Source organism: Mycobacterium sp. BMJ-28, from assembly GCF_054404835.1.
Genome location: NZ_CM136783.1, coordinates 3,677,575 through 3,697,805, shown reverse-complemented (window position 1 = coordinate 3,697,805; position 20,231 = coordinate 3,677,575). Strand labels below are relative to the sequence as shown.

20 protein-coding genes are annotated in these 20,231 nt (G+C 69.7%); 15 read left to right on the top strand and 5 right to left on the bottom strand.

The window, feature by feature from the left end:
- Positions 1-229: 229 nt before the first annotated feature.
- From mihF to metK, 5 genes are all read left to right on the top strand, one after another.
- On the top strand, positions 230-547 hold the full coding sequence (gene mihF / locus ACXPWS_RS18285) for an integration host factor, actinobacterial type (protein ID WP_011894593.1): 318 nt from the start codon (positions 230-232) through the stop codon (positions 545-547).
- A 19-nt stretch (positions 548-566) separates the two neighbouring features.
- Complete coding sequence (gene gmk / locus ACXPWS_RS18280) at positions 567-1,145, top strand: guanylate kinase (protein WP_458708018.1); 579 nt, start codon at positions 567-569, stop codon at positions 1,143-1,145.
- An 80-nt stretch (positions 1,146-1,225) separates the two neighbouring features.
- Positions 1,226-1,519, top strand: a complete 294-nt coding sequence (gene rpoZ / locus ACXPWS_RS18275; RefSeq protein ID WP_458708017.1) for a DNA-directed RNA polymerase subunit omega — start codon at positions 1,226-1,228, stop codon at positions 1,517-1,519.
- A gap of 13 nt (positions 1,520-1,532) precedes the next feature.
- Complete coding sequence (gene coaBC, locus ACXPWS_RS18270; protein WP_458713589.1) at positions 1,533-2,774, top strand: bifunctional phosphopantothenoylcysteine decarboxylase/phosphopantothenate--cysteine ligase CoaBC; 1,242 nt, start codon at positions 1,533-1,535, stop codon at positions 2,772-2,774.
- Between the two features lie 110 nt (positions 2,775-2,884).
- The gene (metK, locus tag ACXPWS_RS18265) at positions 2,885-4,093 is read left to right on the top strand and encodes a methionine adenosyltransferase (protein WP_458708016.1); all 1,209 of its coding nucleotides are present in this window, start codon (positions 2,885-2,887) and stop codon (positions 4,091-4,093) included.
- Positions 4,094-4,099: 6 nt separating this feature from the next.
- Here metK and ACXPWS_RS18260 read toward each other — a convergent pair whose 3' ends face one another.
- Genes ACXPWS_RS18260 through ACXPWS_RS18250 form a run of 3 tightly spaced genes read right to left on the bottom strand, consistent with a single transcriptional unit; the run spans position 4,100 to position 7,475 of the window.
- On the bottom strand, positions 4,100-5,575 hold the full coding sequence (locus ACXPWS_RS18260; RefSeq protein ID WP_458708015.1) for a flavin-containing monooxygenase: 1,476 nt from the start codon (positions 5,573-5,575) through the stop codon (positions 4,100-4,102).
- A gap of 10 nt (positions 5,576-5,585) precedes the next feature.
- The gene (locus tag ACXPWS_RS18255; protein WP_458708014.1) at positions 5,586-6,542 is read right to left on the bottom strand and encodes an alpha/beta hydrolase; all 957 of its coding nucleotides are present in this window, start codon (positions 6,540-6,542) and stop codon (positions 5,586-5,588) included.
- A 3-nt stretch (positions 6,543-6,545) separates the two neighbouring features.
- Positions 6,546-7,475 (bottom strand): alpha/beta hydrolase, encoded by a 930-nt coding sequence (locus tag ACXPWS_RS18250; RefSeq protein ID WP_458708013.1) that lies wholly within the window; start codon positions 7,473-7,475, stop codon positions 6,546-6,548.
- Here ACXPWS_RS18250 and ACXPWS_RS18245 point away from each other — a divergent pair.
- From ACXPWS_RS18245 to ACXPWS_RS18205, 9 genes are all read left to right on the top strand, one after another.
- A complete protein-coding gene (locus ACXPWS_RS18245) occupies positions 7,474-8,172 on the top strand; it encodes a lysoplasmalogenase (protein ID WP_458708012.1) in 699 nt (232 codons plus the stop codon). The two genes, ACXPWS_RS18250 and ACXPWS_RS18245, sit on opposite strands and share 2 nt — an antisense overlap.
- Positions 8,173-8,249: 77 nt before the next feature.
- Positions 8,250-10,199, top strand: coding sequence for a primosomal protein N' (locus tag ACXPWS_RS18240; protein WP_458713588.1), 1,950 nt, complete (start codon positions 8,250-8,252; stop codon positions 10,197-10,199).
- Between the two features lie 27 nt (positions 10,200-10,226).
- The gene (locus tag ACXPWS_RS18235) at positions 10,227-12,047 is read left to right on the top strand and encodes a DUF2207 domain-containing protein (RefSeq protein ID WP_458708011.1); all 1,821 of its coding nucleotides are present in this window, start codon (positions 10,227-10,229) and stop codon (positions 12,045-12,047) included.
- Positions 12,041-12,577: a LemA family protein gene (locus ACXPWS_RS18230; protein ID WP_458708010.1), complete on the top strand. Its 537-nt coding sequence runs from the start codon at positions 12,041-12,043 to the stop codon at positions 12,575-12,577. The genes ACXPWS_RS18235 and ACXPWS_RS18230 overlap by 7 nt, the downstream gene beginning before the upstream one ends.
- A gap of 19 nt (positions 12,578-12,596) precedes the next feature.
- On the top strand, positions 12,597-13,532 hold the full coding sequence (fmt, locus tag ACXPWS_RS18225) for a methionyl-tRNA formyltransferase (protein ID WP_458708009.1): 936 nt from the start codon (positions 12,597-12,599) through the stop codon (positions 13,530-13,532).
- Positions 13,529-14,923, top strand: coding sequence for an RsmB/NOP family class I SAM-dependent RNA methyltransferase (locus ACXPWS_RS18220; protein WP_458708008.1), 1,395 nt, complete (start codon positions 13,529-13,531; stop codon positions 14,921-14,923). Before fmt ends, ACXPWS_RS18220 begins: the two co-directional genes overlap by 4 nt.
- A gap of 23 nt (positions 14,924-14,946) precedes the next feature.
- The gene (rpe, locus tag ACXPWS_RS18215; RefSeq protein ID WP_458708007.1) at positions 14,947-15,624 is read left to right on the top strand and encodes a ribulose-phosphate 3-epimerase; all 678 of its coding nucleotides are present in this window, start codon (positions 14,947-14,949) and stop codon (positions 15,622-15,624) included.
- Positions 15,621-16,628: a bifunctional diaminohydroxyphosphoribosylaminopyrimidine deaminase/5-amino-6-(5-phosphoribosylamino)uracil reductase RibD gene (gene ribD / locus ACXPWS_RS18210; RefSeq protein WP_458708006.1), complete on the top strand. Its 1,008-nt coding sequence runs from the start codon at positions 15,621-15,623 to the stop codon at positions 16,626-16,628. Before rpe ends, ribD begins: the two co-directional genes overlap by 4 nt.
- A 129-nt stretch (positions 16,629-16,757) precedes the next feature.
- The gene (locus tag ACXPWS_RS18205) at positions 16,758-16,919 is read left to right on the top strand and encodes a hypothetical protein (protein ID WP_458708005.1); all 162 of its coding nucleotides are present in this window, start codon (positions 16,758-16,760) and stop codon (positions 16,917-16,919) included.
- Position 16,920: 1 nt separating this feature from the next.
- Here ACXPWS_RS18205 and ACXPWS_RS18200 read toward each other — a convergent pair whose 3' ends face one another.
- Complete coding sequence (locus ACXPWS_RS18200; RefSeq protein ID WP_458708004.1) at positions 16,921-18,522, bottom strand: MFS transporter; 1,602 nt, start codon at positions 18,520-18,522, stop codon at positions 16,921-16,923.
- Positions 18,522-19,253 (bottom strand): LppX_LprAFG lipoprotein, encoded by a 732-nt coding sequence (locus tag ACXPWS_RS18195; RefSeq protein WP_458708003.1) that lies wholly within the window; start codon positions 19,251-19,253, stop codon positions 18,522-18,524. Before ACXPWS_RS18195 ends, ACXPWS_RS18200 begins: the two co-directional genes overlap by 1 nt.
- Positions 19,254-19,338: 85 nt before the next feature.
- Between ACXPWS_RS18195 and ACXPWS_RS18190 the strand changes: the two genes are divergently transcribed.
- The gene (locus ACXPWS_RS18190; protein WP_458708002.1) at positions 19,339-20,013 is read left to right on the top strand and encodes a riboflavin synthase; all 675 of its coding nucleotides are present in this window, start codon (positions 19,339-19,341) and stop codon (positions 20,011-20,013) included.
- The last annotated feature ends 218 nt before the right edge of the window (positions 20,014-20,231 follow it).

Here is a 20,231-nt window from a genome sequence, read left to right as displayed (position 1 = left end):
TGGATATGCAGGTAGACGGGGTGTTGCGGCGCCGGCCGCACGATTGCCGGATGTCGAAGCGGCGAACACCGCCGTGACCCCACGCGCGCCCTACACGCTGGCCTTTTGGCCCCATTAGCCGGGGGTGGGGTTAGCTTTCGTCAGGATGCGTGGGTACGGTCGTCGTCGCTGGCTGGTTATGTGATCCAGCCGTGATGAAACAACAGATGGCGAGAGACGGAGGAACCCCGTGGCCCTTCCCCAGTTGACCGACGAACAGCGCGCGGCAGCGTTGGAGAAGGCTGCTGCCGCACGTCGAGCGCGAGCCGAGTTGAAAGACCGGCTCAAGCGCGGCGGCACCAACCTCAAGCAGGTGCTCACCGACGCCGAGACCGATGAGGTCTTGGGCAAGATGAAGGTCTCCGCATTGCTGGAGGCCTTGCCGAAGGTGGGCAAAGTCAAGGCTCAGGAGATCATGACCGAGCTGGAGATCGCCCCGACGCGCCGCCTGCGCGGCCTCGGTGATCGTCAGCGCAAGGCCCTCCTGGAGAAGTTCGACTTCTCCTGACCGAGAGCCCGACGAATAAGTGAAGAACGGTGGGGGGCCGGGCAGGGCTGCTGTCGTAGTGCTGTCCGGCCCGTCCGCCGTCGGGAAATCCACGGTGGTGCGCTGTCTGCGCGACCGGATTCCCGACCTGCATTTCAGCGTGTCTGTCACGACACGTGCGCCGCGACCCGGTGAGGTCGACGGCGTTGACTACCGCTTTGTCACCGCCGCGCAGTTCCAGCACCTGATCGACACGGATGAACTGCTCGAGTGGGCCGAGATCCACGGTGGGCTGCACCGCTCGGGAACGCCGGCCGAACCGGTTCGCGAGGCCGTTGCGAATGGTGCGCCCGTCCTGATAGAGGTCGATCTGGCCGGTGCCCGCGCCGTCAAGGCGGCGATGCCCGAGGTGATCACGGTGTTCCTGGCGCCACCCAGCTGGGAGGCCCTTGAGCAGCGTCTGGTCGGCCGCGGCACCGAGAGTCCCGAGGTTCAGGCCCGACGGTTGGCCACGGCGCGGGCCGAACTGGCGGCGCAGCCGGACTTCGATGTGGTGGTTGTCAACAGTCAATTGGAGTCTGCGTGCGCGGAATTGGTATCCTTGCTGGTGGCCCGCTGAGCGCAGCGAACTGACAGCGTTGATCGGCGTCGCAGATCCGGCCTCAACCACACGTTCAAACAACGTTCGGAGATAACTTCGTGAGCACGCCTGTCGAGAACATCGACGCCGCCAACGCCTATGACACGCCGCTGGGCATCACCAACCCGCCCATCGACGAGCTGCTCGACCGCGCGTCGAGCAAGTACGCGTTGGTGATCTACGCGGCCAAGCGTGCCCGGCAGATCAACGACTACTACAACCAGCTCGGTGACGGCATCCTGGAGTATGTCGGCCCGCTGGTCGAGCCCGGCCTGCAGGAGAAGCCCCTGTCGATCGCCATGCGCGAGATCCACGGTGATCTGCTGGAGCACACCGAGGGTGGCGAGGGCTAAGGCTCCCGCGCTGATGGTCGACCGCAAGCGCATCGTCGTCGGCGTCGCCGGCGGTATCGCCGCCTACAAGGCCTGCACGGTCGTTCGTCAGCTCACCGAGGCCGGACACTCCGTCCGCGTCGTCCCGACCGAGTCGGCGCTCAAGTTCGTCGGCGCAGCCACCTTCGAGGCGCTGTCGGGCCACCCGGTGCACACCGGTGTGTTCGAGAATGTGGACGAGGTTCCGCACGTGCGCATCGGCCAGGAGGCCGATCTGGTCGTGGTCGCCCCGGCCACCGCCGACCTGCTTGCCCGCGCCGTCGCCGGCCGTGCCGACGACCTGCTCACCGCGACCCTGCTGACGGCACGCTGTCCGGTGCTCTTCGCCCCGGCCATGCACACCGAGATGTGGCACCACCCCGCCACCGTGGACAACGTCGCCACGCTGCGCAGGCGGGGCGCTGTGGTCCTGGAACCCGCCTCGGGCCGGCTGACCGGTGCGGACACCGGCCCGGGCCGGCTGCCCGAAGCCGAAGAGATCACCACGCTGGCCGGGCTGCTGCTGGAACGCACCGACGCCCTGCCCTACGACTTCGCCGGGGTGAAGGCCCTGGTGACCGCCGGCGGCACCCGCGAGCCGCTGGACCCGGTGCGGTTCATCGGCAACCGCAGCTCCGGCAAGCAGGGCTACGCGATGGCCCGGGTGCTCGCCCAGCGCGGCGCCGACGTCACGCTGATCGCGGGGAACACCGCGGGTCTGATCGATCCGGCCGGGGTGCACGTGGTGCACATCGGTTCGGCCGCCCAGCTGCGCGACGCGGTGTCCAAGCACGCGCCGGAGGCCAGCGTGCTGGTGATGGCCGCGGCCGTCGCCGATTTCCGGCCGGCCCAGGTCGCGACCGCCAAGATCAAGAAGGGCGGGGCCGGCGAGCCCAGTTCCGTCGACCTGGTGCGAAACGATGACGTGCTGGCCGGCGCCGTTCGGTCGCGTGCCGACGGTCAACTGCCCAATCTGCGTGCGATCGTCGGATTCGCGGCCGAGACCGGTGACGCCAACGGCGATGTGCTGTTCCACGCCCGCGCCAAATTGCAGCGCAAGGGCTGCGATCTACTGGTGGTCAACGCGGTCGGTGAAGGTAAGGCGTTCGAGGTGGACGACAACACCGGCTGGCTGCTGGCGGCCGACGGTACCGAGTCCGCGCTGCCGCACGGGTCGAAGACTTTGATGGCCAGCCGTATCGTGGACGCGATCGGGGCGTCCCTGAAGGCCGAATGAACCCGCTGACATCAACCTGCGGGTAAGGGTTGCGCCGGCCGGGGGTTGCCGGTTGGCTGCCAGTGAACCTGTATACGATTCGACTACCTAACTACTTGGAGGAAGACACTGTGAGCGCAGGTCGGCTGTTTACCAGCGAGTCGGTCACCGAAGGCCACCCCGACAAGATCTGTGACGCCATCAGCGATTCGATCCTCGACGCGTTGCTGGCCGCCGATCCCAAGTCGCGTGTCGCGGTGGAGACCGCAGTCACCACCGGCCAGGTGCACGTCATCGGCGAGGTGACGACTTCGGCCAAGGAGGCGTTCGCCGATATCAACAACATCGTCCGCGAGCGCATCCTGGAGATCGGCTACGACTCCTCGGAGAAGGGCTTCGACGGCGAGACCGCCGGCGTCAACATCGGTATCGGCCGCCAGTCGCCCGATATCGCCCAGGGCGTGGACACCGCCCACGAGACCCGCGTCGAGGGTGCCGGCGATCCGCTGGACCTGCAGGGCGCCGGTGACCAGGGCCTGATGTTCGGTTACGCCATCAAGGACACCCCGGAACTGATGCCGCTGCCGATCGCGCTGGCCCACCGGTTGGCCCGTCGCCTCACCGAGGTGCGCAAGAGCGGCGTGCTGGACTATCTGCGCCCGGACGGCAAGACCCAGGTCACCGTGCAGTACGACGGCAACACCCCGGTGCGGCTGGACACCGTGGTGCTCTCGACGCAGCACGCCGCCGGGATCGACCTGGACAACACGCTTGCTCCCGACATCCGGGAGAAGGTCGTCAACACCGTGCTGGCCGACCTGAACCACGACACGCTGGACACCTCCGACTTCCGGCTGCTGGTCAACCCGACCGGCAAGTTCGTGCTCGGCGGCCCGATGGGTGATGCCGGCCTGACCGGCCGCAAGATCATCGTCGACACCTACGGCGGCTGGGCCCGCCACGGCGGCGGCGCGTTCTCCGGTAAGGATCCGTCAAAGGTGGACCGCTCCGCGGCGTACGCGATGCGCTGGGTGGCAAAGAACGTGGTGGCCGCCGGTCTGGCCGAGCGGGTCGAGGTGCAGGTCGCCTACGCGATCGGGAAGGCGGCCCCGGTCGGTCTGTTCGTCGAGACCTTCGGTTCCGAGACCGTCGACCCGGCCCGGATCGAGAAGGCCATCACCGCGGTGTTCGACCTGCGCCCCGGCGCCATCGTCCGCGATCTGGACCTGCTGCGCCCGATCTATGCGCCGACCGCCGCGTACGGCCACTTCGGCCGCACCGATATCGACCTGCCGTGGGAGCAGTTGAACAAGGTGGAAGAGCTGCAGGCTTCCGTCTAGTTCGCCTTATGCGGTGAAGGCGTAGTCGTCGAGCGGGAAGCGGCGGCTGCGCCAGTACGCCTCGGCGGTGCTGGCCGGCCGCAGCGGCACATCGCCGTTGCGGTCGAAGTAGTAGCTGTTGGCGGTGGCGCAGCTGTCCTGCCAGAAGATCTGGCGGTGCCGTTTGCGCATCATCTCGGCGAAGTACCGGTCATTGGCCTCGCGGCGCACCTCGACTCGGGTGGCGCCCTCGCTCCGGGCCCGGGTCAGGCATCGGACGATGTGCCGGGTCTGTGCCTCGATCAGCGCGAAGAACGACGATCCGACGTACCCGTAGGGCCCGCAGACGTTGTAGAAGTTCGGGAAGCCGGGCACGCTGACACCCTCGTAGGCCTGCATCCGGTGTTCGGACCAGAACTGCGCCAAGGACTGTCCGCCGGATCCGATCACCGCGAAGGTGCCCGAGTCCACGTCCATCACCTTGAAACCCGTTGCCAGCACCAGGATGTCGGCATCGTGGGTGATGCCGTCGGTGGTCGCGACGCCGGTGGCCACAATGTGGTCGATGGGTTCGGTCACCAGTGACACGTTGTCCCGATTGAAGGTCGACAGATAGCCGTTGTGAAAGGCCGGCCGTTTGCAGCCCACCGCGTAGCGCGGGGTGAGCGCCTCGCGCAGGGTTGGGTCGGGCACCTCGCGGCGCAGGTAGTTGCGGCCCATCACTTCGGCGCCCTTGGACAGCGGGAACACGCCGTGATACTGCGCCGACAGCGGGAAGGTGATCTCGACATAGGCCTGGCTCAGCGCGCGCTGTACCGCCGACCCGGCGGGCAGCCGCATCGCCCAGCGGGCCGGGGCCGGCAGCGGCACATCGAATTTGGGGAAGCACCAGATCGGGGTGCGCTGAAACACGATGAGCTGCTTGACGATCGGGGCGATCTCCGGAATCAGCTGGACCGCGGAGGCGCCGGTCCCGATCACGGCGACCCGTTTGCCGGTCAGCTCGGCCCGGTGATCCCAGCGCGCGGTGTGCAGTGTGGTGCCCGCGAAGGTGTCCACCCCGTCGATATCGGGCAGTTTGGGGACGTTGAGCACGCCCGCGGCGTTGATCAGGTGCCGGGCCGTGATCTCCCCGGTGCCGGTGCTGACCCGCCACAGGTTCACGGCGCCGTCGAACACCGCACCGGTCACCTCGGTGCGGTAGCGGATTCTGGCGGACAGACCGTATTTCGCGACGCAGTGGTCGGCGTAGGCCTTGAGTTCGTGGCCCGGGGCGTAGGTCCGCGACCAGTTCGGGCTCTGCTCGAACGAGAACTGGTAGGAGAACGACGGAATATCCACGGCGATACCGGGATAGGTGTTCCAATACCAGGTGCCGCCGGGTTCCTCGCCGGCCTCGACGATCAGATAGTCCGTCAGGCCGGCCGCGTCGAGCTTGATCGCGGCACCGATACCGGAGAATCCGGCACCGACGATCAGGGTGTGAAAATCCGGTTCGGCCATGGTGTTCCGCCTATCGGTGTAACGCCGCCCGCAGTGCCGCGAGCCCGCGGTCGGTGGCCTCGGTAGCCACGGGGGAGGCCAGCGCCAGGCTCACGTAGCCGTGCACCATGGTCGGTTCGTTGCTGTGCTGCACCGGCACACCCGCGGCGGTGAGCAGCTCGGCGTAGCGGCCCCCGTCGTCGCGCAGTGGATCATGCTCGGCGGTCCCGATGAACGCGGGTGCCAGCCCGCTCAGCGATGCGGCGTTGGCCGGTGCCACATCGGCGGGCAGTGCGGCCGGGTCGTCGAGGTCCGCCCCCGGCAGGTACCACTCGAGGAACGCCTCGATGACTTCGCCGTTGAGGATGTAGGCGTCCGCGTTCTCCGAGAACGACGGGGCGGTGCGGTCGCCGACGGCCACCGGGTACCACAGCAGCTGGAACACCAGCGGCGGACCGCCGGCGTCGCGGGCCCGCACGGCCATCACCGCGGACAGGTTGGCGCCCGCGGAGTCACCGGCCACCGCGATGCGCGCCGGGTCCCCGCCCAGCTCGCCGGCGTGGTCACCGACCCAGCGCAGTGCCGCCCAGGCGTCTTCGACACCGGCCGGGAACGGATGTTCGGGGGCCAGCCGGTAGTCCACCGACACCACGATGGTCTCGGCCCCGATCGAATGTGCCCGTGCCACATGGTCGTGCGTGTCCAGGTCGCCGATGGCCCAACCGCCACCGTGGTAGTAGACGACGACCGGCAGGTTGTCGTGCTGGGGCACCGGCGGCCAGTAGATCCGCACCGGGATGTCGGCGAGGTCGCCGTAGCCGATGATGCGTTCCTCGATCCGCAGTTGCGGCAGCAGCTCGGGCGGCGGCTTCACCGCGCGCATCCGCGCCCGGGCCACCTCCACCCCTTCGGCCTTGGTGAACACCATCGGTACGGCATCAAGCAGGGCCTTGAGGTTGGGGTCGACGGGGGGTCGGGTGGCGGTCATGCCTCAGGTTAACGCGGCCCGAAGTGCGGCCAGCCCGCGATCGACGGCGTCGGTCGCGGCCGGTACCACGCCGTGGTAACCGAGATAGCCGTGCACCAGGGTGGGCGCGTGGTCCACCGTCGCGGGCACCCCGGCCGCGGTCAGCAGTTCGCCGTAGCGTGCGCCGTCGTCGCGCAGCGGGTCATGGCCGGCGACGGCGATATAGGCCGGCGCGACACCGGCCAGGGACTCCGCGCGAGCCGGGACCAGCGTCGCAGGCGGGTTGCGCAGGTCGGTGTCCCCGGCATACAGCAGGGAGAACCCACCGACGGCGCCGCGGCCCAGGATCGGCGCGTCGGCATTCTCGGTGAACGACGGGAGCGAGGTGTCCCAGGTCGTGGCCGGGTACCACAGCAGCTGCGACCGCAGCGTCAGTCCGGCATCGCGGGCCAGCAGCGCCACCACCGCGGCGAGGTTCCCGCCGGCCGAATCACCCGCCACCGCAAGCCGTTGCGGGTCGGCGCCCAGTTCCTCGGCGTGCGCCGCCACCCATTGCGTCACCGCCCAGACATCGTCGACGGCGGCCGGGTACGGGTGCTCGGGGGCCAGCCGGTAATCCACAGACACCACCACCGCGGCCGCGCCGACGGCGTGTTCGCGGGCGGTGCCGTCGTAAGTGTCCAGATCGCCGACCACCCAGCCACCGCCGTGGAAGAACAGGGTGACCGGCGGGGTGGCCTCCGTGGTGTCCGGCCAGTAGATCCGCACCGGCACACCCTCGATGGTGCGGTCCTGCACCCGCAGGTGCTGGTGGACCGGGCGGCGGGGCAGGGCCCGGAACCGTTCGCGGGCCGCTTCGGCGCCGCCGTCGGTGGTCAATTGGAACGGCACCGCTTCCAGTACCTTTTCCAGAATGGCGTCCAGGGCGGGTCTGTCGGTACCGGATTCAGGCATGGCATCACCGTACGCAGCGCGGCCGACCCGGCTGCTGTGGGTGCTCGCACTCCTGGCGGGTGCCGGTTACGGCCTCTTCCTCATCGCGGTGGCGGCCCGGGTGCCCGCCGGTGCCGCGCTGACCGGCCAGTTCGGCGGGCAGCCGGCCGTCAAGGCGAGCGCAGCGGTGCTGCTGGCCGCGGCGGCGCTCTGGCACCCTGTCCCGCGGGAGCGACGCTGGCTGGTCCCGGCACTGGTGTTCTCGGCGGCCGGTGACTTCCTGCTGGCGCTGCCGTGGTGGACGCCGTCGTTCGTGTTGGGGCTGGGGGCGTTCCTGCTGGCGCATCTGTGCTTCCTGACGGCTCTGTACCCGCTGGCGCGGGCAGGCACCTGGCGACTGGCTGCCGCCGCGGCGGTACTGGTGGCCTGCCTGGCGCTACTGGTGTGGTTCTGGCCGCGGCTGCTGGAGCAGGGCATGGCGGTGCCGGTGGTGGTCTATATCGGCGTGCTGGGCGCGATGGTGTGCACCGCCCTGCTGGCGCGGCTGCCGACGCCGTGGACGGCGCTGGGCGCGGTGTGTTTCGCGGTGTCGGACGGGATGATCGGGATCAGCAAGTTCGTACTCGGATCCGAGTCGCTGGCGGTGCCGATCTGGTGGGCCTACGCGGCATCGCTGTTGTTGATCACGGCGGGCTTCTTCTTCGGCCGCGAGCGGTGACGCCCACCGCCAAGGCCGGGGCCGTCGCACACGTGGTATCCGCCGCCGTCCACGAGCCGATCGCGCGGGTGCTGCCGATGCTGTCGGTGCCGCACCTGGACCGCGAGTTCGATTACCTGGTGCCGGCCGACCAGTCCGACGACGCCCAGCCCGGGGTGCGGGTGCGGGTCCGTTTCCACGGCCGATTGGTGGATGCGTTTGTCCTCGAAAGGCGTTCGGACACCGACCATTCCGGCAAGCTCGGGTGGCTGGACAGGGTGGTCTCGGCCGAGCCGGTGCTGACCCCGGAGGTGCGCAGGCTGGTGGACGCGGTGGCCGCCCGCTATGCCGGCACCCGCGCCGACGTGCTGCGGCTGGCCGTCCCACCGCGGCACGCCAGGGCCGAGAAACAGGTGACGGCCGAATTGCCGCCGCCGCCGGCCGAACGCACGATCGACGAATCGGGCTGGGCCGCCTACGGGCGCGGGGCCCAGTACCTGTCGGCGGTGCGCGAGGGGCGGGCCGCCCGGGCGGTGTGGCAGGCCATGCCGGGGGAGCGCTGGGCGCAGCGCCTCGCCGAGGTCGCCGCGGTGGCGGTGAACTCCGGTCGTGGTGCCCTGCTGATCGTGCCCGACCAGCGCGATGTGGACGCGGTGCACGCGGCGGCCTGCGCCTGCGTGGACGAGTCCAGGGTGGTCGCACTGTCGGCGGGCCTGGGTCCGTCGCAGCGGTACAAGCGCTGGCTGGCCGTCCTGCGCGGGCACGCCCGGCTGGTGATCGGTACCCGCAGTGCGGTATTCGCTCCGGTGGAGGATCTGGGCCTGGTGGCCATCTGGGATGACGGCGACGACAATCTGGCCGAGCCGCGCGCCCCGTATCCGCATGCCCGCGAGGTCGCCATGCTGCGAGCCCATCAGTTGCGCTGCGCGGGGCTGATCGGTGGCTACTCCAGGACCGCCGAGGCCCAAGCCCTGGTGCGCAGCCGGTGGGCGCTGGATCTGGTGGCTGCCCGCGCGGTGCTGCGCGATCGTGCACCGCGGGTGGTCGCGGTCGACGACAGCGCCTTCGACCAGGAGCGCGATCCGGCCGCTCGGACCGCCCGGGTGCCGTCGATGGCGTTGCGCGCGGCCCGGACCGCGCTGCAGGCCGGGCGCCCGGTGCTGGTCCAGGTGCCGCGCCGCGGCTACATCCCGGCGCTGGCCTGCGCGCGGTGTCGCACCGTGGCCCGCTGCAGGCACTGCACCGGGCCGCTCTCGCTGACGGACCGCGATGCCCACGGCGCGGTGTGCCGGTGGTGCGCCCGCACCGAGCTGTCGCTGCGCTGCGTGAGCTGTGGCTCCGATGCGGTGCGTGCGGTGGTGGTCGGCGCCCGCCGCACCGCAGAGGAACTGGGCCGGGCCCTGCCCGGCACGGCCGTCATCACCTCCGGCGGTGACGCGGTGCTCGCCACGGTGAGCGACGAGCCCGCCGTGGTTGTCGCCACCCCGGGCGCCGAACCGGTGGCCCCCGGCGGTTACGGCGCCGCATTGCTGCTGGACAGCTGGGCCCTGCTGGGGCGCCAGGATCTGCGCGCGGCCGAGGACACGCTGCGGCGTTGGATGGCGGCGGCGGCCCTGGTGCGCAGCCGCGCCGATGGTGGGCTGGTGGCCGTCATCGCCGAATCGGTGATTCCCACCGTGCAGTCGCTGATCCGCTGGGATCCGGTGGGTCACGCCGAGATCGAGCTCGACGCGCGGGTGGAGGTGGGCCTGCCCCCGGCCGTGCACCTGGCGGTGCTGGACGGCTCCCCTGAGGCGGTCACGGCGCTGCTGGATGCCGCGCCGCTGCCGGCCGGCGCCGAGCCGCTGGGACCGGTGGACCTGCCGCCCGGCGCCCGCCGGCCACCGGGTGTTTCGGTGGACAGCCCGATCAGCCGGATGTTGGTCCGGGTGCCCCGCGACACCGGCCTGGACCTCGCCGCGGCGCTGCGCAAGGCGGTCAACACGATGTCGGCCCGCCACGATCAGCAGCCGGTGCGTGTGCAAATGGACCCGCTACACATAGGGTAAGGCACAGCCGACACACAGGAGGTGGGTATGGGACGACTGTTCCGGTGGTCGATCCTGTTGGTACTCATCGCCTTTGGCTTTTTGTGGCCGGTGATCTTCAGCGGCGGCACGGGGTCGTCGGGGCATCCGGCCGACGATCCGGTGGAGATCGCCGACTACACCGCCACCTACCACGTCGACGTGGGCGGCCGTCTCGACGCGGTCGAGACCATCACCGGCGAGTTCCCCAGCGGCCGCCACGGCATCTTCCGCTACTGGGACGTCGCCAACCTCAACAGCCCCCGGGTGCGTCAGGTACCGCAGATCGAATCGATCCTGATGGACGGCGAACCCGCGCCCTACCGGTTGCTCTGGGAGGACGGTGAACGGTTCCGGGTGGCCAAGATCGGATCGCCGGACGTCACCCTGGACTGGGGCAGGCACGTCTTCGAGATCCGCTACCACATCGACGGGGTGCTCGACCCGGGGAAAGTGGGCGCGGACAAGCGTTTCGCGTCGGCCACCGGCCGTCCGTCGGCCGAGACGGCGTTCTACTGGAACGTGATCGCACCGTCCTGGAACAACATCATCCACCGGGTCGCCGTCACCGTCACGCTGCCGGCGAACGTGGCCGGAGCGCAGTGCTCGGTCGGTTTCGGCGCCGGCCGGCCCTGCACCGACCTGACGGTGCGCGGTGACACGGTGACGCTGCGGGCCACCGGGCTGCAACCGCGCACACCGGTCACCCTGCGCGCCGGCGTCGATGTGCCCACCCCGGCGCGTACCGAACTGTGGTGGCCCTACCAGTTCGACCGGATACTGGGGCAGTCGCCCACCCGGGTGGCGGTACTGCTGGGCTTGTCGGTGCTGGCCGGCCTGGGGGCGGTGCTGGCCTACCGAACCACCGTCGAACCACCGCCAGGATTCCCGCTGCAGTACGCGCCGCCGCCCGGGCTGGGACCGGTGCAGTGCGAGTACATCCGCACCGAGTCGGTCCCCAAGGAGGGGCTGACCGCGACGCTGTTCTACTTGGCCGAGCGTGGGCTCGTCGAATTGCGCCAGATCAGCGACAAGCACTGGAAGGTCAGCGGCATCGCGGGCGCCGGCGCGTGGGCCGACGTGGACCAGGTGAGCGTGGCGGTCGGGTCCGCGCTCAAGGTGATCGGTCCCGGCACCGAATTCTCGGCGAAGAAGGCGGCGAGCTCCGGCAAGAAGCTCAGCAAGGCCAAGACCGACATGTCGGTGGCCGTGCACAAGTGGGCGGTCGATGACGGTCTGGTGGTGAAGCGCAAGAAGGAGCTGTGGGTGCGTACGGCCAACGGGGCCGCCGCAATCCTGATGGTGTGCGGTTTCTTCCGATGGGGGTTTCCGATCACATTGTGGGCGTTGCCTTTTACGGTGTTCTTTGTGTTGTCGGTGCGCTCGTGGAGCGACGGAGTGGGCTCGCGGCGTACCGAGGCCGGCCGGCAGCTGTGGTCACAGGCCGGCGGGTTCCACCGGATGTTGTCCACCGATTCGGCCGAGACGCGTTTCGATTTCGCCGCCCGCAAAGACCTCTACACCGCCTATGTGCCGTTCGCGGTGGCTGCCGGAGCCGCGGCGCTGTGGGCGCAGAAGTACCAGGCCGCGACGGGTGCTGTTGCCCCGCAACCGGATTGGTACCACTCGTCGTCCAGCGACTCGTCGCACTTCTCCGGCGGGTCCGGTGCCCCCAGTTTCGACAGCTTCGATTCGGCACTGTCCTCGTCGATCGGGGCCTACACCGCATCGCAGGCGTCGTCTTCGTCCGGTGGCAGCAGCAGCGGTGGCTCCAGCGGCGGTGGCGGTGGCGGTGGGGGCGGCGGCGGAGGAGGAGGCGGATCATGGTGAGGTTCTTGTTGATTCTGGTACTGCTCATCGCAGTGGCGGTGCTGATCGGATTCGTGGCCGGCTTCAACAGGCTGCGTGGCGCCGAGGTGCGGGTGGCCGAAGCGCTGTCCGGGATCGACGTCGAGCTGACCAGGCGGGCTGCCCTGATCCCCAGCCTGGTGCACACCGTCGGTTCGTTCGCCGCACACGAGAAGGCGATCCTGGACCACGTGAGCGACGCGCGTGCCGAGCTGACGGCGGCCACCGCGGGCACCTCGGTCGCCCAGCGCAGCACCGCAGCACGGCACCTGGACGACGCCGTCGGCCGGGTGCTGGCGGTCGGGCAGAACTACCCGCAGCTGAATTCCTCGGCGAACTACCTGGATCTGCAGCGCAATCTCGCCGACACCGAGAACAAGCTGGCCTTCGCCCGGCAGTACTACAACGACGCGGTGGCCACCCTGAATCGGTTGATCGCCACCATGCCCGGGATGTTCGTCGCGCCGCTGGCCGGGGTGGGCGAGCGGGAGTTCTACCAGGCGCCGCGATAGCGGGCCCTACACTGGCGCGGTGCGTCTCGTCTTCGCCGGAACACCGGAACCCGCGCTGCCCTCGTTGCGCCGGCTCATCGATTCACCCCGTCATGAGGTGGTCGCCGTGCTGACCCGCCCGGACGCGGCCGCCGGACGGCGCGGTACCCCCGCACCGTCGCCGGTGGCGCAGCTGGCGACCGAACACGGCATCCCGGTGCTGCGGCCGGCCCGGCCCAACAGTCCCGAGTTCGTTTCGGAACTGGCCGAATTCGCCCCGCAGGCGTGTGCGGTGGTGGCCTACGGTGCGCTGCTGCGCGACGACCTGCTGGCGGTGCCCACACACGGCTGGATCAATCTGCACTTCTCGCTACTGCCGGCCTGGCGCGGCGCGGCGCCGGTGCAGGCCGCCATCGCCGCGGGCGATGCGGTCACCGGAGCGACGACCTTCTTGATCGAACCCGCGCTCGATTCCGGACCGGTGTACGGGGTGCTGACCGAGACGATCCGGCCGGACGACACGGCGGGGGATCTGCTGGACCGGCTGTCGGTGTCGGGTGCCGAACTTCTGGAGGCCACCATGGACGGGATCGCCGACGGTGCCCTGGTACCGGTGCCGCAGCCCACCGAGGGGGTCACCGTCGCCCCCAAGATCACCGTCGAGGAGGCCCGGGTGCGTTGGGAGTTGCCCGCGCACGCCGTGGACCGGCGCATCCGTGCGGTAACACCGAACCCCGGCGCCTGGACCACGATCGGCGAGACCCGGCTGAAGGTGGGCCCGGTGACCGTGCGCCAGGACGGCGACGCAAAGCCGTTGGCGCCCGGCCAGATCGAGGTGGGCCGTCGCGATGTCTGGATCGGCAGCGGTTCACATCCGTTGCAGCTGAGCTGGATTCAGCCGCCCGGCAAGAAGCCGATGAAGGCAGCCGACTGGGCGCGCGGTGCGCGGCTCGACGAAGGGGTACGTGCGCGATGAACCGATACCACAATCCCAAGCAGCAGAAAGCGCCCGCCAAGTCGTCGCGCCGCAAGCCGCTGGACGCGGCACGCCGGGCCGCCTTCGACGTGTTGCGCGCGGTCAGTGAGCGCGACGCGTACGCCAACCTCGCGCTGCCGGCGTTGCTGCGCGAGCGCGGCATCAGCGGCCGTGATGCGGCATTCGCCACCGAACTCACCTACGGCACCTGCCGGACACGCGGCCTGCTCGACGCGGTGATCGTGGCGGCGGCGGGCCGGCCGGTCGACCAGATCGACGCGGTCCTGCTGGACCTTTTGCGCCTCGGCGCCTACCAGCTGCTGCGTACCCGGGTGGACCCGCATGCCGCGCTGGACACCACCGTCGACCAGGCTGGTATCGAGTTCGACACGGCCCGAGCGGGTTTCGTCAACGGCGTGCTGCGCACCATCTCTGAAAGGGATGAGCAGTCCTGGCTCGCCGAGATCGCTCCGCCCGCGGCCACCGACCCGGTGGGCCACGCCGCGCTGATGCACGCGCATCCCCGTTGGGTGGCCCAGGCGTTCGTCGACGCGCTCGGTGCCGACGCCGGCGAACTGACCGAGCTGCTGGCCAGCGACGACGCCCGGCCGGCGGTGCACCTGGCGGCCCGGCCCGGGCTGCTCACCGCCGAAGAACTGGCCACCCAGGTGGACGGCACCGTCGGCCGGTACTCGCCGTACGCGGTGTACCTGACCGGTGGCGATCCCGGCGAGCTGAAGGCGCTGCGCGACCGTTCGGCCCAGGTCCAGGACGAGGGGTCGCAGCTGGTGGCCAGGGCGTTCACGCTGGCGCCCACCGAGGGCGCCGATGGCGGACGTTGGCTGGATCTGTGTTCGGGACCCGGTGGCAAGACGGCGCTGATCGCGGCACTCGCCGGCGATGCCGAGGTCGTCGCCGTCGAACCGACCCCGCACCGGGCCGAATTGGTCGAGCAGAACACCAAAGGCATGGGTGTGCAGGTGCTGCGGGTCGACGGCCGCGAATCCGGCCTGCCCGCCGGCAGCTTCGACCGGGTGCTCGTCGATGCGCCGTGCACCGGGCTGGGCGCCCTGCGGCGCCGGCCCGAGGCGCGCTGGCGCCGCCAGCCCGGCGACGTGCCGGCGCTGGGCAAACTGCAGCGCGAACTGTTGGCCGCCGCGATCGGGCTGACCCGTCCCGGTGGTGTGGTGTTGTACGCGACCTGCTCACCGCATCTGGCCGAGACGGTGGGTGTGGTGGCCGATGCGCTACGCCGCCAGCCGGTACAGGCCCTTGATGCGCGTGAGCTGTTCGAGGGCGTGGACCGCCTCGGCAACGGGCCGTATGTGCAGTTGTGGCCGCACCGGCATGGCACCGATGCCATGTTCGCGGCTGCTTTGCGGGTGAACTGAGCGGGGCAAGTACGCTGTCGGCCATGCCAGGGCCCCTCATCGCTCCCTCCATCCTGTCCGCCGATTTCGCCCGGCTGGCCGACGAAGTCGCCGCGGTGGCCGGCGCGGACTGGTTGCACGTCGACGTGATGGACAACCATTTCGTCCCGAATCTGACGCTGGGCCTGCCGGTGGTCGAGAGCCTGCTGAAGGTGACCGACATCCCGATGGACTGCCATCTGATGATCGAGGATCCCGAGCGCTGGGCACCTCCGTACGCCGAAGCCGGCGCCTACAACGTGACCTTCCACGCCGAGGCGACCACCGATCCGGTGGCCGTCGCCCGGGACATCCGGGCGGCCGGGGCCAAGGCCGGCCTGAGCGTCAAACCGGGCACCCCGATCGACCCCTACTTGGAGATCCTGCGTGATTTCGACACCTTGCTGGTGATGTCGGTCGAACCGGGCTTCGGCGGGCAGAGTTTCATCCCCGAGGTGCTGGCCAAGGTGGGTACCGTGCGCCGCCTGGTGGACGCCGGTGAGCTGCAGATCGTGGTGGAGATCGACGGTGGCATCAACGCCGACACCATCGAGGCGGCCGCCGAGGCGGGAGTGGACTGCTTCGTCGCCGGATCGGCGGTGTACAGCGCGCAGGATCCCGCGGATGCGGTGCGGCGGTTGCGCGCCCAGGCGGCGTCGGCATCGCGGCACCTGACCCTATGACGTTCGAGGTCCCCATGCGGACGGCCATCGAGGCCGCAGAACGGGTGAAGGGCACCACGTACCCGAATCCTCCTGTGGGCGCGGTGATCCTGGACGCCGGGGGACAGGTGGCCGGGGTCGGGGGGACCGAACCGCCCGGCGGCGCGCACGCCGAGGTCGTCGCCCTGCGGCAGGCCGGGGCGCGGGCCGACGGCGGCACCGCGGTGGTCACCCTGGAGCCGTGCAACCATCACGGCCGCACCCCGCCGTGTGTGGACGCGTTGCTGGCCGCGGGCGTGGCCCGGGTGGTGTACGCGGTGGCCGATCCCAACCCGCAAGCCGCCGGCGGTGCGCAGCGACTCGCCGATGCGGGGGTCGAGGTGGTCGCGGGGCTGAGTGCGGCGGAGGTGCGCAGCGGTCCGCTGCGGGAGTGGCTGCACAAGCAGCGCACCGGATTACCGCATGTGACATGGAAGTTCGCGACGAGCGTGGACGGGCGCAGCGCCGCCGCCGACGGCAGCAGCCAGTGGATCACCAGCGCGGCGGCCCGCCTCGATGTGCACCGGCACCGGGCCGCGGTGGACGCCATCGTGGTGGGCACCGGCACGGTGTACATCGACGATCCGACACTGACCGCGCGCCTGCCCGACGGCAGCCTGGCCGCGAGTCAACCGTTGCGGGTGGTGGTCGGCGAGCGCGAGATCCCGTCGGAAGCCAATGTGCTCAACGACGATTCGCACACCATGGTGATCCGGACCCGTGACCCCCTTGAGGTGATGCGGGCCCTGTCAGACCGGACCGCCGTGCTGGTGGAGGGTGGACCGACGCTGGCCGGGGCGTTCCTGCGGGCCGGTGTGATCGACCGGATCCTGGCGTATGTGGCGCCGATCCTGCTGGGCGGCCCGATCACGGCCGTCGACGATGTCGGCGTGCTGAACATCGCCGGGGCGCAGCGCTGGCGTTTCGACGCCATCGACACAATCGGCCCCGACGTGCGGTTGAGCTTGGTGCCCAACGGTTCCTGACGCCGCCGGTGTGACGGACGGCACAGCCGCGGGTCGAGTGCCCCACCAGAAATAGGTACGCCGGTACAATTCTGGCAAAGGCGCTTTCACCGACGAGTCGCGCAGAATGTCGAACAAAGGACCACGCGCATGACTGCCCTGCAGGACTGGCTGGCCATCTCCCCGGTGACTCCGCAGTCCGTCAAATCGCTGGTGTGGGGTGCCCTGCGGGCGGGTGCACCCGGCCTCGGCGGCACGCCCGCGCCGCGCCACAAGCCCAAGGCCATGCGGCGCGGCGTCGAACGCTGCTGAGTTACTTCGCGTGCCGGGGGCCGTCGCCGGCCGTGCTCTCGACGGGTTCTGCTGCCGCCGAGTCGGTTTCGGTGTCATCGGCGTGCTCGGTGCGGCCGCTGACGAACAGCGCGAACACCGCACCCACGACGCACACGATCGCGGTGATCAGGAAGATGCTGGCGTACTGCATGGTGTAGGCCTCTTTGGTGGCTTGGCCAAGGCGTGCGCCCTGGGCGATCAGGACACCGCCGGGTGTGTCGGCCTTGGGCGCGGGCAGGGCCGCCAGCCGCTCCTGCAGGAACTGGTTGAACTTGTAGAGGCCCCACGCGCTGAGCGCGGCCATGCCGATCAGCATGCCGACCATCCTGGACACGACCACCAGTGCCGAGGCGATACCGTGCTCGGCCGCGGGCACCACCCGCAGGGTTGCCGAGGTCAGCGGGCCGATCACCAGGCCCAGCCCCAGACCGGCCAAGGCCAGGTCGGTGCCGAACGTGGGCAGTGCGACCACGCCCAGATCATGGTGTGCGGTCAGCACATTGGTGTCCCAGTGCGACACCAGCCAGTAGGCGAACGCAGCGATCAGCAGGCCCACGAAGCCGACGATGCGGTCGCCGATCCGGGTGGCCAGCCAGCCGCCGATCAGCGCGCCGATCGGCAGGGCACCCAGGAACCACAGCAGCAGGAACACCGTCTCGTCCTGGCCCTTGCCGAGCACACCCTGGCCGAACAGTTCCACGTTGACCAGCGTCACCATCAGGGCGGCGCCCGCGCACAGCGAGGCACCGAGGGCGGCCAGGAACGGCCGGAAGTGCACCCCGGCGGGCTCGATCAGCCGGGTCTTGGCGAATTTCTCCCAGACGAAGAAGCCGACGGCCACCAGCGCGGCCGCGATCAGCACCGGCGGGCCGTAGCTGGGCAGCAGCTGCTTGCCGTCGGGGGACTGGTTGTACAACCCGACCACGGCCAGACCGAGCGCGACGGCCAGCAGCACGCCGCCGAGCACATCGACTTTCTGTGGTGCGGCGGTGCGGTCCCGCGAGGGCAGGCTGAAATGGATCAGCACCATCGCGATGAGCACCAGCGGCACGTTGATCCAGAACACGTCCTGCCATTTGCTCAGCGCCCACACGATGAAAACGCCGTACAGCGGTCCCAGCACGCTGCCCAATTCCTGGGCGGCGCCGATCCCGCCGAGCACGGTGGCCCGGTTGCGTGCCGACCACAAATCGGCGGCCAGTGCGAGGGTGACCGGCAGCAGCGCACCGCTGGCGGTGCCCTGGATGACCCGGCCGATGACCAACATCGTCAGATCGGTGGACAGCGCTGTGACGACGGAGCCGACGGCGAAGCCGAGCAGGCTGGCCTGCAGCACCAGCTTGCGCCCGAACCGGTCGGAGGCCCGGCCCAGCAGCGGCATGGCCGCGATGTACCCGAGCAGATACCCGGTGATGATCGGGGTGACCTGCTGAATCTGGTTCAGCGGGATGCCGATGCCCTTGGGCGGGGCGGCCATGATGTCGCGGATCACCGCGATCACCACATAGGTGTCCAGCGCGCCGAGCAGTACGGCCAAGCCACCCGCGCCGATCGCGAGGCCGCGGTTGGTGCGGGCCGGCATCAGGCGGCGGGTTTGTCGACGGTGACGGTCTTACCCCAGTCCGACAGCGTCATCTGGATGCTCTTGCCCTGCTCGATGTCGAACTTGACCTGCTGCAGCTGGTGGTCGCCGTCCTCGCGGATCCAGGCGGTGGCCGGGATCGGTCCGCCGACCTTGAGCTGCGGGGCGATCTTGTTGATCGCGTCGGCGGGCAGGGTGCCGGTGATCTTCACCGCGTCCGCGCCGTTCACCGACTCCCGGCCCTCTGCCTTGGGCTCGGAGATGTTGGTCAACACGTTGGACAGCCCGTTCACCGGGCTCAGGATGTTCGAGATGTCGTAGATGTCGGCGGCCGGCCCGAAGTTCTCCATCGCGCCGCCGGCGGTGATGGCCCCGTACAGGTTGCCGTCGGAGACCACGAACTTCACGTCCGAGAGTTTCTGGCCGAGGAACATGATGTCGGCCTTGCCCTGGGCGGCGACCGCGGGCGTCAGGGTCATGTCACCGGTGAGGACGGTGATCGGGAGGGCCTTGATATCGCCGGTCGTGGTGAGCACCACGTGCGCGCTGGTCTGCGCACGGGTGGTGTCGCTGGACTGCTTGAGCAGCGTGGCGGCGTCGGGGAGCGGGGCGTCGTTCTTCTTCGGCGACGACGAGCACCCGACGAGTCCCAGCGCGGCCAGGAACACGGCCAGGAAGGGGATCAGGAAACGGGAAGAGAATCGGACCGCACGGATTTGGCGCGTCTGCATACCCAGCATCGTAATGGGTGCGCCTGGATGGCCCGGTCCTACACCGTCGGGGGCCGGTCGAACACTTCCCACTAGCCTGGTGGTCATGTTCACCGGAATCGTTGAGGAACTCGGCGAGATCGTCGGCATCGACACGCTCGAAGACGCGGCCCGACTCGTCATCAAGGGTCCGGTGGTGACCTCCGACGCCGGCCACGGCGACTCCATTGCCGTCAACGGGGTGTGCCTGACGGTGGTGGAGGTGCGCGCCGACGGTGCGTTCACCGCCGACGTGATGGCCGAGACCCTGAACCGCTCCAGCCTGAGCGCCATCGGCGTCGGAAGCCACGTCAATCTGGAGCGCGCCGCGGCCGTCAACAGCCGGCTGGGCGGACATATCGTGCAGGGCCACGTCGACGGCACCGGCCGGGTGGTCTCGCGGTCGCCGTCGCAGAACTGGGAAGTGGTGCGCATCGCGCTGCCCGCCGACCTGTCCCGGTACGTGGTGGAGAAGGGCTCGATCACGGTCGACGGCATCTCGCTGACGGTGTCCGGGCTGGGCAGCGGGGCGAGCGCAGCGACGGGGAATGGCAGCGGGGCGAGCGCAGCGACGGGGGATGACAGTGGGGCGAGCGCAGCGACGGGGCATTGGTTCGAGGTGTCGCTGATCCCGACCACGCTGGCACTGACCACCCTCGGGCGGGCCGCCGTGGGCACCCCGGTGAACCTCGAGGTGGATGTGATCGCCAAGTACGTCGAACGGTTGATGTCGGCCCGTTAGCGGCCACAGATCCCGCTTGCTGCGTGCACAGGCGTGTCACTTCAGCAACAGGAACCTGTTCTAACTCCGGGTCACCGGCCTCCGGAAAGACCCGACTCAGTGATTTCTCAGGAAAAGCTGCCTTTCTATTGACGCGCGTGTTAACTTTCGCGGCAGTCAATTAAGAACCCGGTGGATACGCCGCTGCCGAAGCGGCGTCCGGCCGGGGAGTCGGGAAG

What these genes read in the sequence shown, in the direction of transcription:
- ribD (WP_458708006.1), top strand. Translation starts at nt 15,621, where the DNA reads ATGACGTTCGAGGTCCCCATGCGGACGGCCATCGAGGCCGCAGAACGG.
- ACXPWS_RS18205 (WP_458708005.1), top strand. Translation starts at nt 16,758, where the DNA reads ATGACTGCCCTGCAGGACTGGCTGGCCATCTCCCCGGTGACTCCGCAG.
- ACXPWS_RS18255 (WP_458708014.1), bottom strand. Translation starts at nt 6,542, where the DNA reads ATGACCGCCACCCGACCCCCCGTCGACCCCAACCTCAAGGCCCTGCTT.
- ACXPWS_RS18245 (WP_458708012.1), top strand. Translation starts at nt 7,474, where the DNA reads ATGGCATCACCGTACGCAGCGCGGCCGACCCGGCTGCTGTGGGTGCTC.
- ACXPWS_RS18195 (WP_458708003.1), bottom strand. Translation starts at nt 19,253, where the DNA reads ATGCAGACGCGCCAAATCCGTGCGGTCCGATTCTCTTCCCGTTTCCTG.
- ACXPWS_RS18250 (WP_458708013.1), bottom strand. Translation starts at nt 7,475, where the DNA reads ATGCCTGAATCCGGTACCGACAGACCCGCCCTGGACGCCATTCTGGAA.
- rpe (WP_458708007.1), top strand. Translation starts at nt 14,947, where the DNA reads ATGCCAGGGCCCCTCATCGCTCCCTCCATCCTGTCCGCCGATTTCGCC.
- ACXPWS_RS18190 (WP_458708002.1), top strand. Translation starts at nt 19,339, where the DNA reads ATGTTCACCGGAATCGTTGAGGAACTCGGCGAGATCGTCGGCATCGAC.
- ACXPWS_RS18220 (WP_458708008.1), top strand. Translation starts at nt 13,529, where the DNA reads ATGAACCGATACCACAATCCCAAGCAGCAGAAAGCGCCCGCCAAGTCG.
- ACXPWS_RS18200 (WP_458708004.1), bottom strand. Translation starts at nt 18,522, where the DNA reads ATGCCGGCCCGCACCAACCGCGGCCTCGCGATCGGCGCGGGTGGCTTG.
- ACXPWS_RS18235 (WP_458708011.1), top strand. Translation starts at nt 10,227, where the DNA reads ATGGGACGACTGTTCCGGTGGTCGATCCTGTTGGTACTCATCGCCTTT.
- coaBC (WP_458713589.1), top strand. Translation starts at nt 1,533, where the DNA reads ATGGTCGACCGCAAGCGCATCGTCGTCGGCGTCGCCGGCGGTATCGCC.
- ACXPWS_RS18260 (WP_458708015.1), bottom strand. Translation starts at nt 5,575, where the DNA reads ATGGCCGAACCGGATTTTCACACCCTGATCGTCGGTGCCGGATTCTCC.
- ACXPWS_RS18230 (WP_458708010.1), top strand. Translation starts at nt 12,041, where the DNA reads ATGGTGAGGTTCTTGTTGATTCTGGTACTGCTCATCGCAGTGGCGGTG.
- ACXPWS_RS18240 (WP_458713588.1), top strand. Translation starts at nt 8,250, where the DNA reads ATGCTGTCGGTGCCGCACCTGGACCGCGAGTTCGATTACCTGGTGCCG.